Raw genomic sequence first — 14,004 nt, 5'->3', positions numbered from 1 at the left:
CGCACCCACCCGGTCCGGGTACCCCGAATGCGCGGCCCGACCCCACCCCGCCGGACCTCCCCCACCGCACCCGGCACGCCACTCTCACCCGAACAGCACACCCCCGTACGGGTGCCATCTCATATCTGAGATAGCCTGCCGACATGTCAGATGACTACCTCGTACGTATCGGCAAGCTCATCCGTGACGCCCGTCAGCACCGGGGCTGGACACAGAGCCAGCTGGCCGAAGCGCTCGGAACCAGCCAGAGCGCCGTGAACCGCATCGAGCGCGGCAACCAAAACATCAGCCTTGAGATGATCGCCCGTATCGGTGAAGCGCTGGACAGCGAAATCGTCTCGCTCGGCTACGCCGGCCCCATGCATCTGCGCGTCGTCGGCGGCCGCCGGCTCTCCGGCGCCATCGACGTCAAGACCAGCAAGAACGCCTGCGTGGCGCTGCTGTGCGCGTCCCTGCTCAACAAGGGGCGTACGGTGCTGCGCCGGGTCGCCCGCATCGAGGAGGTCTACCGCCTCCTCGAAGTGCTCAACTCCATCGGTGTCCGCGCCCGCTGGATCAACGACGGCACCGACCTGGAGATCGTCCCGCCGGCCAAGCTGGACATGGACGCCATGGACGCGGACGCCGCCCGCCGCACCCGCTCCATCATCATGTTCCTCGGCCCGCTGCTGCACCGCATGGACGCCTTCAAGCTGCCCTACGCGGGCGGCTGCGACCTCGGTACGCGCACGATCGAGCCGCACATGATCGCGCTGCGCCGCTTCGGCCTGGACATCGCCGCAACCGAGGGCATCTACCACGCCCGCGTGGACCACTCCGTCACGCCCGGCCGCCCCATCGTGCTGACCGAGCGCGGCGACACCGTGACCGAGAACGCCCTGCTGGCCGCCGCCCGCCACGACGGCACGACGGTCATCCGCAACGCCTCCTCCAACTACATGGTCCAGGACCTCTGCTTCTTCCTGGAGGCGCTGGGCGTACGCGTGGACGGCATCGGCACCACCACCCTCACGGTGCACGGCGTCCCCTCCATCGACGTGGACGTGGACTACTCGCCCTCCGAGGACCCGGTCGAGGCGATGAGCCTGCTCGCCGCCGCCGTCGTCACGGAGTCCGAGCTGACGATCCGCCGGGTGCCCATCGAGTTCCTGGAGATCGAGCTCGCGGTCCTGGAGGAGATGGGCGTCGACTGCGACCGCACCGCGGAGTACGCCGCCGACAACGGGCGCACCCGGCTGGTGGACCTGACCGTCCGGCCCTCCAAACTGGAGGCGCCGATCGACAAGATCCACCCGATGCCGTTCCCCGGCCTCAACATCGACAACGTCCCCTTCTTCGCGGCGATCGCGGCCTCGGCCCACGGCCAGACCCTGATCCACGACTGGGTCTACGACAACCGCGCCATCTACCTCACGGACCTGAACCGCCTCGGCGGCCGCCTCCAACTCCTGGACCCCCACCGCGTCCTGGTCGAGGGCCCCACCCGCTGGCGCGCCGCCGAAATGATGTGCCCCCCGGCCCTGCGCCCGGCGGTGGTCGTCCTCCTCGCGATGATGGCCGCGGAGGGCACGTCGGTGCTGCGCAACGTGTATGTGATCAACCGCGGCTACGAGGAACTGGCGGAACGCCTGAACTCGGTGGGCGCGCAGATCGAGATCTTCCGGGACATCTGACATCAGGCTCACGCCGCTCGCTGACGCGCTGCAGGACGAAGCAGAGAAGGAGCCCCACACCTCACGGCGCGGGGCTCCTTCCCTCTTTGGAGGTCGCCCGGACAGGCGCCCGGGATCGGCGGACACCGGGCGCCGCCGTGAGGCCCTACACGCCCAGTTCGTCACATAGGTCGGCGTAGATTTCAAGGAAATCAGGGTTGCTCCGGAACTCGCCGAGGCCGATCACGTCGAACTCGTCCAGGGAATCTGTCGCCCTGACGCCGAGTGCCGCAAGCGCTTGGTTGATCGATGCCCCAGCGGGCGTCAACCGCTCTTCGCCGCGGAACGCTGCGGCCCACTGGCCGCCGAGACCCCCGAAATAATCTGTCTGGATGATCGCGAACTGCGGCCTGCCCGTGCCGGTCACCTCGCAGACGAGGTCACGCAACACCGCCTCTGTCGGGAACGTATCGCTCAGGCCGTCAGGAAGATCAAGCCTGGCGCTGTTACCGCGTACCGCGGCCCAGTATGCGGAGAAATAGTGATCAATCGGGAACACGCTCACGCCCTCGCGCACGAAGGCGGCACGCAGTCCCACGGCGCGGGCCTGATCGACGTCGCCCCCTCCGGCCACGATGAGGGCGCAGATGTTGTGGGACATGTACGCATCCTATTCAGCGAACCGGAGAGGCCGCGGGCTTGATCAAGGCACGCACACGAGTGTGCGGTCGGCGGGGTTACTTCGTCTCGGCGGCCGGGCGCCAGGGCCGGCCGTCCTGGCGGGGGCGCGCGATCAGGGTGAGGCCGTCGAAGTCCACGGGGGACCATCGGTCGCGGCCGGCCGTACGGGCGGTCCAGCCCTGTTCATTCGTCGCGGGTTCGATCATGACGGCCTGGCCGTCGTGGATGCGGTCGGCGACGACGTTCCACAGCCGGTCGCGGATGCGGGGGTTCGGGTTGCCGACGTAGACGCCTGCGGCGACTTCGGTGAACCACCGGGTGAGGTGTCCGCGCAGACCGGGCGGGGCCGCGACGAGGACGACCACGGTCGTGCCGGCGCTCATGACGCCGCCTCCTCGTCACCGGAGCCGTGCCTGTCGTCCGGCTTCGGCTCCGGCTCCAGTTCGGGTTCCGGTTCCGGTTCCGGGATGATGTCGAGGTGGTCGGCGGCGCTCCAGTTCCGGCCGCTGCTGACGACGGTGTCGCCGTCGTCCCACAGGGCTCCGAGATCCTCGTCGGAGAGCTCGGTGCCTTCGCGTACGAGCAGCCGCTTGATGTCGGTGACGATGCGGGGCAGCAGTTTGCCCTTGACGACGGCGTCGCGGAACGCGGTGCGCGCGTCGCGCTCCGAGGTCAGGCCCTGGGCGGCGAGGTCGAAGGCCAGCGGGATGGTGTATTCCGCCTTGTAGAGATCGGCGACGTCCAGCACGAAGGAAAGCGCGTTGCCGGTGTGGACGAACCCGAGGGCGGGGCTGGCGCCGAGCCCCGTGATCGCGGCGTGGCTGATGCCGTAGAGGGCGGAGTTCGCCGCGGACAGGAGCCGGTTGACGTCGTCGCCCGCCGCGAAGGCGTCACCCGGCTTGTAGTCGCGCTTGACCCACGGTACGCCGGTGCGCTCCGAGTGCTTGGCGTAGAGACGGCGGACGCGGGTGCCTTCCCGGCCCCGGAGCTGCTGGAGGGTCAGACCGGTCGTATCCTCGCCGGCGAAGCGCATCTCGTACATGCGGCGGGCCACGGCGACGCGTTCCTTGGGACGGGTGACCAGCCATGCCTGGCGGAGCTGGAGCTGGGAGCCGCGCGCCGTGCCGGTACCGGCGGCATAGAGGCGTACGCCGTGTTCGCCGACCCAGCACACGGCGGTGCCGGAGTCGGCGAGCAGGGTGACGGCGGGGTGCGTGATACGGCTGCCGGGGCCCACCAGGAGGACCGCGAGCCAGGCCGCCGGGACGTGGACGGTACGCGCCTTGTTGACCAGGACGATGGCGTTGTCGTCGCGGTCGATGTGACAGCGTTCGGCGTAGAGGCTGCTGATGCGGTCCTCCAGCCGGTGGACGTCCTGGGGCCCGGTCCGCCACCACGGTTCAGCCATGGGTCACGTCCTCGGGGGTGCGGAGCGGGGCCAGGGTGAGGAGGCCCTGGCCGTAGCCCTTGCCGGGGCCGATGCCGCCGAGCAGGCCGGCCCGCAGGGCGTCGGGGTCGGTGACGCGCAGCCGTCCTTCGAAGGTGGCCGTGGACAGGGTGACCCGCGGTCCGTCCTTCCGCTTGCTGAAGCGCAGGATGTCCCGGCCGACGACGGCGACCGCCGGCCCCGGTGACGGTTCTCGGTCGTCGGCGGCGAACTCGCGCAAGCCGGGGGCGGGCGGCGTGGCGGTGGCGTCGGGGATGGTGAAACCGTGGCGCTCGCACCGCTGAAGGAGCCATCCGACCTGCTGGGCCACGGTGCGGTGGGCGACGCGAAAACCACGCGGCCGGCCACCCCTGTCGGCGCCTTCCTTGAGACGGGCGGCCTGTTGTTCGCTGGGCCGGGCGGGTGCGAGGACGTTGTGTACGGGGTTGGCGGTGAGGCGGAAGCCGAATTCACGGCCGTACGCCAGGCGGTCGAGCAGGGGTGTGTAGTCGGCGATGAGCGGATCGCCCCCGTCGGCTCCGGGCCAGCCGGCGTCCTCGACGAGCTGCGCCCAGGAGGGGCGGCTCTCGGTGAGGACGAGGACTTCGGCCTGATGGGGGCGGTTGTTCTCCAGTCGCCACAGGACGCGTTCCGTGACGGGCTGGACGGCCAGCCCGTTCAGTACGGCCGCGTGCAGCCGGTGCGGGTTGGCGAGCAGGGAGACGGCGGCCCGGCGGCGCGGGTTGAGGGTGATCTTCGACAGGTATGGCATGCGGTCACCAGCCCAGGAGGGCGAACGGGTCGTGGCCGGACCGGCCGGTGGGGCCTGTGTCCTGCGCGGACTGCGGCGGCTCGGCGTGTCCGGTGGGCACGGTGACCCACAGATGGCGCACGGCGCGGCGGCCGAAGGTGGTTCCGGTCTTGAGGTCGTAGGTGTCGGGGACGTCCACGGCGAGGTGGTCGCCCGCCGGGTCCTCCACGGTGGCCTCCAGGGACACGGTGGCGTCCCGGACCTGGCGGCGGCGGTGCTCGCCCGCCTTCCACGGCACCTCTTTCAGCGCCTCCTCCAGCCCGGTGTCGGGGCGCAGGCCGAGGCTGACGGGGCCGGTGGGCGGGCAGGAGCGGCGGCCGAGGGAGAGCGGGTGGACGGGGTGCCGGACGGCCTTCTCCAGGCCCGCCACGAGGGGCTTCGGGCCGCGGAGGGCCACGACGAAGACGGCGTCCTGGAGGTAGAAACGCTGGGTGACGCCCGTGTACTTGGCGGGTGAGGTCCTGGTCTGCTGCCCCTTGGCGTTGGTCTTGGCCGACAGCAGCGGCACCCCCCGGTAGTCGCTGTACGTGTGGTAGTCGCGGAGCAGGGAGCCGGGCTGATCGACCCGGACGCCGAGCCGTAGTCCGACCAGGTCGGCGATGGACGCCGCGCGGTCGCGGCCTTCGGCGGCGGCCAGGAGGCCGAGGACCCCGGACTTGGTGGGCTGGGGGCGCGTTTCGCGCCGGTTGTAGCGGGAGGGACCGCCCCAGGACTGCAGGGGGGCGGCGAGCCTCAGCAACAGGACCGCGTACTCGGTGCCGGTCATCGGGCACCGGCCTCCGCGCCGTCGCCGGCTACGGCCGCCTCTCCGCCGTCGAGCCAGTCGCCGACCAGGGTGCCCAGGGCGTCGAGGAGGGCGGGGAAGGGCAGGGAGGAGCCGAACGCGTCGGTGACCTTGTCCTTCTCGGCGGTGTAGGTGGCCAGCGTACGCAGCGGCTTGCTGCCCCAGGTCTCGCCGACCTTCTTGAGTTCTTCGGCGAGCTGGACTGCGGATTGTTCGGCGAGGCCGGCGGTGCCGGTGACGGGCTCCTCGTAGGCGGAGACCAGGTTCACCGGCTGGTCGGTGCGGACGGTCAGCAGGACCAGGTGGGGCAGGGTGCGGTGGGCGAAGGAGTTCTGGTGTCCGGTGGGCATGGAGCGTGCGAACGCCTCGACGAAGCGGACCGCGGTGTCCCTGGTCTCGGCGGCGTCGGAGAGGTTGTCGCGCAGTTGGTGCACGCCCAGGACCGCGTACCGGTACAGGGTGGAGGAGTTGAACTCGACGGTGCCGATCATCTCGGCCCCGTGGTCCTCGGTTTTCTCGTCGTCCACCGCGGTGAAGTAGTCGAACTCGGTGCGCACGGCGTGGGTGGACAGGGCGTGCGCGACCTGTACGGAGGCATCCACGTTCAGTGTGGGCAGGTCGGCGACCATGCGGCCGAAGAGCGCGACCTCCGCCGGGTGCCCGGTGGACAGCGTCTGGACGACGGGGAGTTTCTTCACCTCCGCCTTCAGCTCGTCGTCGGGCAGGGCGGCCAGTTCGGCGGCACGGCCGTCGAGCGCGGCCACCAGGTCATCGAGCTGCGTCTTTCCGAAGAACAGCAGGTACGCCGACTGGTCGTCCTTCTTCGCCGACTTGGTGATCCCGAGCGGTTCGAGAAGCGCGGTGGTCAGACGGTCGGCCTGCTCCGCGGCGAGGCCGGCTCCGCCCTTGTCGGTGGACCGGGCGAGCCGCTTGGTGAGCAGGGTGGCGATGCGCTTGGTGCGGGTGGCCCGGTCGGCCTCGGGCACCTGCCGGGCGTACTCGGTACGGGTGGCCCGCTTCCACGCCTGCGAGGAGACGCGGGCGCGCCGAGCGCCTCCGAAGACGGCCTGCTTCGGGGTACCGCTGTCGTCCCGGTTGACGTTGGACGGCGGGAGGCTCTGCAGGATGTGGACCTCGACGAACAGGTGCGGCTGGTTCATGGCACAGCTCCTAGAAGGCGTGAAGGCGTGGGGCGCCGCCCGTGGCGGCACGCGGGGGTGAGAGTCGAAGCGGTGGGGCGTACGCGGGGTTCCTTCGGGACGACGTCCCGCGTACGCGCCGGGGCGGCCGGGCGGGCGGCCGTCTCCGGTCGGTCGGTGGATTCAGGGCATGTTCGCGGTATGGAAGTCGCGCTCCCAGCGCTGCCGGTAGGACGCGGCGGCGTCCGGCCGGCGCGGGTCGTCCCAGGCACGCAGGGCTTTGCGGATCAGGTCGTAGTCGAGTCCGATACCAGCTTGGTTCAGCAGCGGTACGAGCGACCGCAGATGCATGACGAGTTCGTCGAAGTCGTTGGAGGTGAGCAGGACGCCGAAGCGCCGTTCCAGTGCGGTGGTGGCGCCCGTGCCCTTGCCCTCCGCCGTCTTCTTGGCGAGGGAGCCGACAGCGGTGCCGGGGCTGTGGCCCTTGATGTGCATCCGGTGCTCTTGGGCCTGCTGGTGACGGGCGAAGAGGGTGAGCGCCGCGTGTTCGGCCTTCAGATCCCGCGTAAGGGCTCCCCTGTCACGCCATTCGGGCTCCATATCGATGCGGTGGAAGGTCCACATGGCGGGCACCGTGCCCGCCTCACGCCCGATGCCCGAGCGCAGCGCGGCCAGGTCGGCGGCGGCGTCCCGGCTCTTGGGGTCGTATGTCACCCAGTACGGTGCGGACGCGCTGTCGGCGTCGGAGCGCTGGCCGCCCTCGTCACCGGGTGGGGCGGAAGTGCCGGGGTCGGTGCACTGGAGGCCCCAGGCCCGCAGCGTGCGGTCCCGCTTCGGTCCGTCCCACTGTTGCAGCTCGAAGAACAGCCGCGTGTAGTCCAGGCCGATACCCGCCTGCCGCAGCAGGGGTACGAGGCGCTGGAGGTGCTGCGCCAGTTCGTGCACGTCCTGGGCGGTGGCGGCCGCGAGCAGTCGCCGCTCCCGAGCGGGCCGGGCCTGCGGTTCCGTGCGCCACAGCCGCAGAAACGCGGTGCCGAGCCCGATGCCGGGCCGGTGCACGGGCTCGGACGAGGCGTGCTGGTGCAGACCGAACAGGGTCAACGCGTAGTGCTCGGCGACGTACGCGTGCGGGAGGCTGTCCAGGTCCTCGTCCCGGAGGAAGACGCGGTGGACGGATCGCATCGACGCGACGGAACCCGCCTCCCGGCCCACGCCTTCACGCACGGCCCTGAGCTTGCGCACGACGTACTCGGAGAATTCCGAAGGCTGTCCCGCCCGCTGCTTCGCGTCCCATTCTTCGGCAGCCTCCTCCCAGAAGTACGGCCGTGTCCGGGTAGACGTCATGCCGCGGCCTCCTCTGCCTCGACGGGGTGTTCGGCCGCGACCCGTTCCAGAATCGCGCCGAGTTTCGCCCGGAAGTGACCAACGGCCTTGCCGCTGCGGTATACGAACTCCTTGTCACCGATCCTGACCGTGCGGCCCACGACGGCGCGCGGCGGGACGGCCGCGAGCAGCAGGCCGGCTTCCCTGTCCGCGGCGATCCGCAGGCACTGCTCCCAGGCCAGCTGGGCTCGTTCGAGGAGATCGCCGTCGTCCCCCACGGTCCGCAGGCCGACGAGGAGCCGCCGCATGGTCCGGTCGAGGGAGTGGAGGAACGTCGCGGACGGCCTGCTGCCCTTGTCCCTGGGCAGCGGGTCACCGCCTGCGGCGCGCCGCAGATCGTTGTTGAGACCATCGAGCGCCCGAGCGACCTGGTCCGCCTGGTCGACGCACTCCAACAAGGCCGCGCGCAGCCACTCGTCCTGGGCGAGGAGCGCGTTGACCGGCAGGGGCACGTCGTCACCGATCGCGTTCTCCACCACGGCGGACTGCGTGCCGTACTCCAGACCCGATGTCTCCGCACCGAGCGGGTATCCCTGGGGCAGCACCTGATCGGCCTGGAGGTCCCCGATCTGCCGCAGCAGCGATGAGGTGTAGGGGCCGTCGCTCTGTTCGGGCAGGGTCATCGCCAGGAGGGTGCTCAGCCCCTGCCACGCCGCCCGGCCCGAGGCGTGCCGGCGGGGCCGCTGGTGCGGCTGGTCCTTCTTCGGCTTGGCCGTGTGCTGCCACGCGGTGTGCGGCTCGTCCTGGGGCGTCCGCGTCAGCCGGTCACCGGCGGACACGATGGCCCGGTTCACCCGTAGCCCCGACTCCGTCTCGCAGGTGAACAGGCGCACCCGGCGTGACTGAAAGGTCAGCAGGTCCAACAACCCGCTCGCCGGGCGCTGGGACCAGGCCGGGGTTGCCGGTGACGCGCAGCCGAGGCTTGCCGGTCGCTCGTCCCAGGCCCACTGCGGCCGGTCGTCGGCCTTGAGGCCGTCCGGCACGATGGGGGTGTTCAGCAGCAGCGTGTCGTACAGCGTCGCTCCGGTGGGAACGACGACACCGAACTGGCCGAGCGGACCGGTGGGGTTCCCGGTCGTCTTACCCTTGCTCGCCTGCGGGTCGCCCTCGGCGCCGGTCTTGATCGACGCCGTGTCCCAGCAGTGCACGTGGAGCAGCCACAGCGCGGCTTCGCCCGGTGTCAGCAGCAGGTCGTCCGACTCGTTCAGCGCGCTGAACAGGGGCACGTTGTTCCCGGATGCCACCGAAGGCACCAACTGCGCGGTGGACTTCGTCTCCCCGTTCAGCGCGGTCAGCCCTGCCACCTGTGCGAAGGGGCGCTCCGGGTCGAAGAGCCGGAACCGGTCGCCGTACCGCTCGGGGCCCAGGTACGCGCCGAGGCGGGCGCGTTCCTCCTCGGAGAACCTTCCCTGGCGGAACCGCTCACCCCATTCCTGCCGGCTCCTCGGCATCCCCAGCGCATCGAACACGACCGGTAGCAGCAGTTGGCGCAACACCACCGGTGTCATGGTGTGCACCGGGAGTTCCAGACGTCGAATCCGATGCGCTTCGAACAGCAGGTTCAGCACGCCGGTTTGTCGCGTGGTGCCGTCCACATCGACCGCGGCCAGCATCGCGCCGTGGACCAGGTCTCCGTTGACGTCCATGGCGGTTTCTCCTCTCCATGAGGTACCCCCGTCCTCCAGACGGGAGAGTCGGCGGGGAAACGATGCCTCCCGAGCCTCGCCTCCCCGCCGATCACCACATTATCCTAACTGTCACTTCTCGCAACCTGCCGGACTGACTCCAGCGACTGCTTCAGCTTCCGGAGCTACAGGCCATAGGCCAGTACTCTTTGCCTGAGCGTGAGGAGCGTCTCTTCTCCCCGCAGCGCCGGGGGTGTTCCCTGTCAGTTCTCCATGTGGTCCCCGCACAGGCGGGGTCGAGGGAATCCGGGACGCTCCACACTCACCCCCACTCGATGAGCAGGCCCAGCACGTCGTCGTACGAGACCTTGTGCGTGCCCAGGACCGCCGTGCCGTCCTCCTCCAGGACCAGCGCCGGCCGGTACTTGAGCCACGGGCGGTTCACCCACGCCGGCAGCGGGCGCAGTTCGGCCCGAGCGGCTTCGGTGAGCCCAGCGGGGAGGCGGATGGTCCCGCCCATCAACCGGTCGGTGACCTCGTCGTCGTCCACCTCGCCGTGGATACCGAGCCAGGTGCCGTCGTACGCCCGGTAGCCACCGGGAACGCGATGGACGATCACCGCCTCGACGGTCGGTTCGCCGTCCCGGACGAGGGCGTCGAGCTGCTCCTGGGTGGCGATCCGGCTGCCCGCGTAGTGCAGGCCCTCAAGCGTGGGGAAGGCCCACTCCCGCTGACGGCACAGAAGGAACTCTCCGGCCTTGTCTTCCCGGTCCCGCTCCTTCCCCTGCCAGTGCTCCAGGGCTTCGGTCTCGTGCCAGTCGGCCGGGCAGATGCCTTCGCCGCCGTAGGCTCGGGCCACCAGTTCCGGCACGTCGGCCGGAATGCTCCACCCGTTCCCCTGCGTACGCGCACTCCGCGCATCCGGGGCGGCCGAAAGTGAGCCGGCGGCCTCCTCCACGAGGGCTGCCGCCCGCAGCAGGGACCACCTGCCGTAGATCGTCTCCGAAGCCTTGAGGAAGCGCGGGACTCCGTCCTGTCCCGCCGCCGCGCCCGTGACCAGGACCCTCGGTACGCGGTGGGTATCGGGGCGGCGGGTACCGCTGTGGCGGTGCAGCCGGCCGATGCGTTGCAGGAGCAGGTCGGTGGGGGCCAGGTCGGTGATCAGCACGTCCGCGTCCACGTCGAAGGACTGCTCCGCGAGTTGTGTGGCGATCACCACCATGCGCTCCGGCCGGTCCGCACCTGCCTTCGGCCCCATCAGACGCAGGCACTCCGCCGTCCGGTCGGCGCGGTGGGCGGCACAGAACCGTGCGTGCAGCAGGTGGAGCTCGCCGCCGAAGCCGGCCTCACGCAGGCCGTCGTGGATCGCCTGGGCGCGGGCGACCTGGTTGACCACCACCAGGGCCACTCCCCCGTCCGCGACGGATTCGCGTACCGCCCGCACCATCCGCGCACCGGAGACATCGGTGTCGGGCAGCCAGGCGAGCTCCACGGGCATCGATGCGCGCCAGGACGGCACGGCCTCGCGGGACGTCTCGGCGACGGCTCGGCCCTCCACGCCGTAGGCGACCGTGACGCACGGGTACCCGGCGGGCTCCGGAACCGGCTGGTGCACGTCCGCCGTACCCAGGACGCCGGACAGGTAGGCGTCCACGAAGAGCTGCCGCTGCGCGGGCGGCAGCGTCGCCGAGAGCAGCACGACCGGAACCCCCGCCTGCCCCAGCCAGCGCAGCGCCTCCACCAGGAACTGCCGCATGTAGATGTCTGCGGCGTGGACCTCGTCGACGATCACGACCTTGCCTGCGAGCCCGGCGAACCGGAGCATGACGTGGCGAGTGCGGGTCGCGGCGTGCAGCAGGTGGTCCACGGTGCCGACACCGAACGCGGTGAGCAGCCCTCGCTTGTTGTCGAGGAACCAGTGGGCGGGGCCGTCCGCCTCGGAGGAGGCAACGTCTCCGGTCAACGGTACGGCCGGGGCCATGCCGAAGTCGGCGTCCTCGCCGATGCCTCCGAAGTCGTCGTACGCGTTGAGGACTTCGGGGTCGGCTCCCTCGCCCGCGCATTCGCACTCGTCGGTGTCCGGGCGGGACTTCCCTTCCCAGATCGCCCGCCACCAGGCGTTGAAGCGCCGGCGTCCGTGCAGGAGCGCGACCTGTGACTCAAGCTCCGGGTCAAACGTACGCACCCACTGCAGGACCTGCTCGTACATCGGGTCGCTCGTGGCCTGGGTGGGCATCGCGACGAACACTCCGTCGAGCCCGAAGCGCGCCGCCAGGACCTCGGCGGCCGCGAGGGCAGCCTTCGTCTTCCCCTCCCCCATGGGCGCCTCCGCGACCATGAGCCCCGGTACCGGCATCGACCACGCCCGCTCCACCAACTCCCGCTGCGAGGCGCGTGGCGCCACCCCAAGCCGGTCGGTGAGCGGGGCCAGCCGGGTACGGGGCAGTGGAAGGCCCTGCCAGCCGCCGCGCAGGCGCAGTTCGTCCCACCACGACTCCATGCGGCGCTGGGCTTCGTCCAGCGAGACCTGCCCGGCGTCTGCCAACCCTCGGCCTGTGCGGCCGCCGCTCGCGATCCAGTCCGCCATCACGATCAGGCCCGACAGCGCGAGTTGCTCCGCCTTCCGCAGGGCGCCCACGGGGCGCACGTCCGCCAGGTCCTCGAACCCGATGGCACGGGTGAACACGTCGACCACCGCGCGCTGCGCCTCGGCCCATTCGGGCCCCTGACCACCTGCCCCTGGGTACGGCGGCTTGATGCTCTTGACGGCTGGAAACGTACCGTGGTGCCCCGCCACCAGGGGCCATACCCACCCGGCGGCTTCCTCGCTCCCCCATTCGGCGGCCAGCCGAGGCTTGAGCAGGGCAGCCCCGGCGACATCGTGGCGCCACCGCTTCCCCCGATTGGCCGGCTGCCGCCCCCACGTCAGCCCGGCCGCCTGCACGGGGGCGGCCTCGATCGGGTCCATGGCCTGAAACGCCGGGCACGCCTTGCCGCAGTCGTGGATGCCGCACACCCACATGAACCACAGGCGGCCCCGGCCCCCGCTGATCTCATCAAGCCTGCGCCGAAAGGCCGGCGAGAGGTACCGGTCCCACATGAGCCCGGCCACTGCGGCCGTGTCCAGCAGATGCCCGATCAGCAGATGCGTACGCCCACCGTTCCTGGCCGCGGACTTCCCCCAAAGCCGCGAAACCCGCTCCACGACGTCGGGCGCCAGCCCCATGCCCCTCATGAGCTGAACCACAGAACACCTAAGATCTGCCACAGCAACCACTCCTTCCCTCACGCCCTGGCACACTAGGCGGTGCCACTGACAACGCCCCTGAGCGAGCCGCAGCAGACCCGAAATGCAAGTAAAGGAAAACCACCACACGCGCTAGCATCACCGCAGGTCACGAAGTGTCGTCCCCGCACCTGCGGGGGTAGTTCGCGGCGCAGCAGATCCGCGAGCAGCAGGATCGGGTCGTCCCCGCACCTGCGGGGGTAGTTCCCAGGAGGTCGCGAGCTGGACGACGAACCCCTCGTCGTCCCCGCACCTGCGGGGGTAGTTCCTCCACGACACGGTCCTCCGCCGTCGAGGCACGGTCGTCCCCGCACCTGCGGGGGTAGTTCCACGTAGCCCCGAGCAGGATCGCGGGTGACGGTGTCGTCCCCGCACCTGCGGGGGTAGTTCCGCCAGGCCGCGCGGCGTCAGGTGCAGCGTGTAGTCGTCCCCGCACCTGCGGGGGTAGTTCCGCCTGCCGCCCCTCGATCTACACCAGCAACCTGTCGTCCCCGCACCTGCGGGGGTAGTTCCGTGAGGACCGCGAGCGTGCGGCGCGTGAGGCCGTCGTCCCCGCACCTGCGGGGGTAGTTCCCGCTCCAGGCGCAGCGGGCCCTCGCCCTCGGCGTCGTCCCCGCACCTGCGGGGGTAGTTCCTTTTCCGGGACCAGCCCGGAGGTCTTGGCCGCGTCGTCCCCGCACCTGCGGGGGTAGTTCCGCCACCCCGGCAGAGATCAGGGAGGCGACCCGGTCGTCCCCGCACCTGCGGGGGTAGTTCCCTGGAGAGCCACTTCGGCCTCGGGTACAACGGGTCGTCCCCGCACCTGCGGGGGTAGTTCCGAGCTCACGAAGACCGGCGGGTTCGAGCAGCGGTCGTCCCCGCACCTGCGGGGGTAGTTCCTGACCGAGGGCGCCGTTGTACCCGAGGCCGAAGTCGTCCCCGCACCTGCGGGGGTAGTTCCTTCGCGCAGGACGCGGGCCGGGTCGTGGCGGGGTCGTCCCCGCACCTGCGGGGGTAGTTCGAGGACTACCAGTACGACGACATGGACGAGGAGGTCGTCCCCGCACCTGCGGGGGTAGTTCTGCCGCTGTGGGGGGACGGGGGTAGTCGCTGTGGTCGTCCCCGCACCTGCGGGGGTAGTTCGGCGGATGCGTCGTCTTCCTCCTCTTCGTGCTCGTCGTCCCCGCACCTGCGGGGGTAGTTCCGCGGTCCAGGAGGACGCCTCGCTCCTGGGCCCG

At 70.7% G+C, this 14,004-nt stretch carries 10 protein-coding genes and 1 CRISPR repeat array (1 of these 11 only partly in view); of the genes, 1 reads left to right on the top strand and 9 read right to left on the bottom strand.

Annotation, left to right across the window (positions count from 1 at the left end; all coding sequences use genetic code 11):
• Window positions 1-143 precede the first annotated feature (143 nt).
• Window positions 144-1,673, top strand: a complete 1,530-nt coding sequence (locus DNK56_RS29250) for a helix-turn-helix domain-containing protein (RefSeq protein ID WP_111338779.1) — start codon at window positions 144-146, stop codon at window positions 1,671-1,673.
• A gap of 145 nt (window positions 1,674-1,818) precedes the next feature.
• Here the strand turns inward: DNK56_RS29250 and DNK56_RS29245 are convergent, their stop codons facing one another.
• The 9 genes from DNK56_RS29245 to cas3 all read right to left on the bottom strand — a co-directional run bounded on the left by DNK56_RS29245 (window position 1,819) and on the right by cas3 (window position 12,736).
• Complete coding sequence (locus DNK56_RS29245) at window positions 1,819-2,313, bottom strand: hypothetical protein (RefSeq protein WP_111338778.1); 495 nt, start codon at window positions 2,311-2,313, stop codon at window positions 1,819-1,821.
• Window positions 2,314-2,389: 76 nt separating this feature from the next.
• Window positions 2,390-2,716 carry a type I-E CRISPR-associated endoribonuclease Cas2e gene (gene cas2e, locus DNK56_RS29240; protein WP_111338777.1) on the bottom strand — a complete coding sequence of 109 codons (327 nt, stop codon included), beginning with the start codon at window positions 2,714-2,716 and terminating at the stop codon, window positions 2,390-2,392.
• Window positions 2,713-3,741, bottom strand: coding sequence for a type I-E CRISPR-associated endonuclease Cas1e (cas1e, locus tag DNK56_RS29235; RefSeq protein WP_241990121.1), 1,029 nt, complete (start codon window positions 3,739-3,741; stop codon window positions 2,713-2,715). The genes cas2e and cas1e overlap by 4 nt, the downstream gene beginning before the upstream one ends.
• On the bottom strand, window positions 3,734-4,531 hold the full coding sequence (gene cas6e / locus DNK56_RS29230; RefSeq protein WP_111338776.1) for a type I-E CRISPR-associated protein Cas6/Cse3/CasE: 798 nt from the start codon (window positions 4,529-4,531) through the stop codon (window positions 3,734-3,736). The genes cas1e and cas6e overlap by 8 nt, the downstream gene beginning before the upstream one ends.
• Window positions 4,532-4,535: 4 nt before the next feature.
• Window positions 4,536-5,336 carry a type I-E CRISPR-associated protein Cas5/CasD gene (cas5e, locus tag DNK56_RS29225; RefSeq protein ID WP_111338775.1) on the bottom strand — a complete coding sequence of 267 codons (801 nt, stop codon included), beginning with the start codon at window positions 5,334-5,336 and terminating at the stop codon, window positions 4,536-4,538.
• Window positions 5,333-6,514: a type I-E CRISPR-associated protein Cas7/Cse4/CasC gene (cas7e, locus tag DNK56_RS29220; protein ID WP_111338774.1), complete on the bottom strand. Its 1,182-nt coding sequence runs from the start codon at window positions 6,512-6,514 to the stop codon at window positions 5,333-5,335. The genes cas5e and cas7e overlap by 4 nt, the downstream gene beginning before the upstream one ends.
• A gap of 162 nt (window positions 6,515-6,676) precedes the next feature.
• Window positions 6,677-7,837, bottom strand: coding sequence for a type I-E CRISPR-associated protein Cse2/CasB (gene casB, locus DNK56_RS29215; RefSeq protein ID WP_111338773.1), 1,161 nt, complete (start codon window positions 7,835-7,837; stop codon window positions 6,677-6,679).
• On the bottom strand, window positions 7,834-9,522 hold the full coding sequence (gene casA / locus DNK56_RS29210) for a type I-E CRISPR-associated protein Cse1/CasA (RefSeq protein WP_111338772.1): 1,689 nt from the start codon (window positions 9,520-9,522) through the stop codon (window positions 7,834-7,836). The genes casB and casA overlap by 4 nt, the downstream gene beginning before the upstream one ends.
• Before the next feature lie 301 nt (window positions 9,523-9,823).
• Complete coding sequence (gene cas3 / locus DNK56_RS29205) at window positions 9,824-12,736, bottom strand: CRISPR-associated helicase Cas3' (protein WP_111339660.1); 2,913 nt, start codon at window positions 12,734-12,736, stop codon at window positions 9,824-9,826.
• 169 nt (window positions 12,737-12,905) lie between these two features.
• Window positions 12,906-14,004: direct repeats of the CRISPR family, unit length 28 nt; unit sequence GTCGTCCCCGCACCTGCGGGGGTAGTTC; it runs 5,457 nt beyond the window's last position.

This window comes from Streptomyces sp. AC1-42W (assembly GCF_003248355.1).
Lineage (GTDB): Bacteria > Actinomycetota > Actinomycetes > Streptomycetales > Streptomycetaceae > Streptomyces.
Note: the sequence above shows the minus strand (reverse complement) of the source record. Positions and strands in the feature narration are given on the sequence as shown.

Bases quoted from the DNA above. Each gene is read 5' to 3' on its own strand.
- casA (WP_111338772.1), bottom strand. From the start codon at position 9,522: ATGGACGTCAACGGAGACCTGGTCCACGGCGCGATGCTGGCCGCGGTC.
- cas3 (WP_111339660.1), bottom strand. From the start codon at position 12,736: ATGAGGGGCATGGGGCTGGCGCCCGACGTCGTGGAGCGGGTTTCGCGG.
- DNK56_RS29250 (WP_111338779.1), top strand. From the start codon at position 144: ATGTCAGATGACTACCTCGTACGTATCGGCAAGCTCATCCGTGACGCC.
- cas2e (WP_111338777.1), bottom strand. From the start codon at position 2,716: ATGAGCGCCGGCACGACCGTGGTCGTCCTCGTCGCGGCCCCGCCCGGT.
- cas5e (WP_111338775.1), bottom strand. From the start codon at position 5,336: ATGACCGGCACCGAGTACGCGGTCCTGTTGCTGAGGCTCGCCGCCCCC.
- cas1e (WP_241990121.1), bottom strand. From the start codon at position 3,741: ATGGCTGAACCGTGGTGGCGGACCGGGCCCCAGGACGTCCACCGGCTG.
- cas7e (WP_111338774.1), bottom strand. From the start codon at position 6,514: ATGAACCAGCCGCACCTGTTCGTCGAGGTCCACATCCTGCAGAGCCTC.
- casB (WP_111338773.1), bottom strand. From the start codon at position 7,837: ATGACGTCTACCCGGACACGGCCGTACTTCTGGGAGGAGGCTGCCGAA.
- DNK56_RS29245 (WP_111338778.1), bottom strand. From the start codon at position 2,313: ATGTCCCACAACATCTGCGCCCTCATCGTGGCCGGAGGGGGCGACGTC.
- cas6e (WP_111338776.1), bottom strand. From the start codon at position 4,531: ATGCCATACCTGTCGAAGATCACCCTCAACCCGCGCCGCCGGGCCGCC.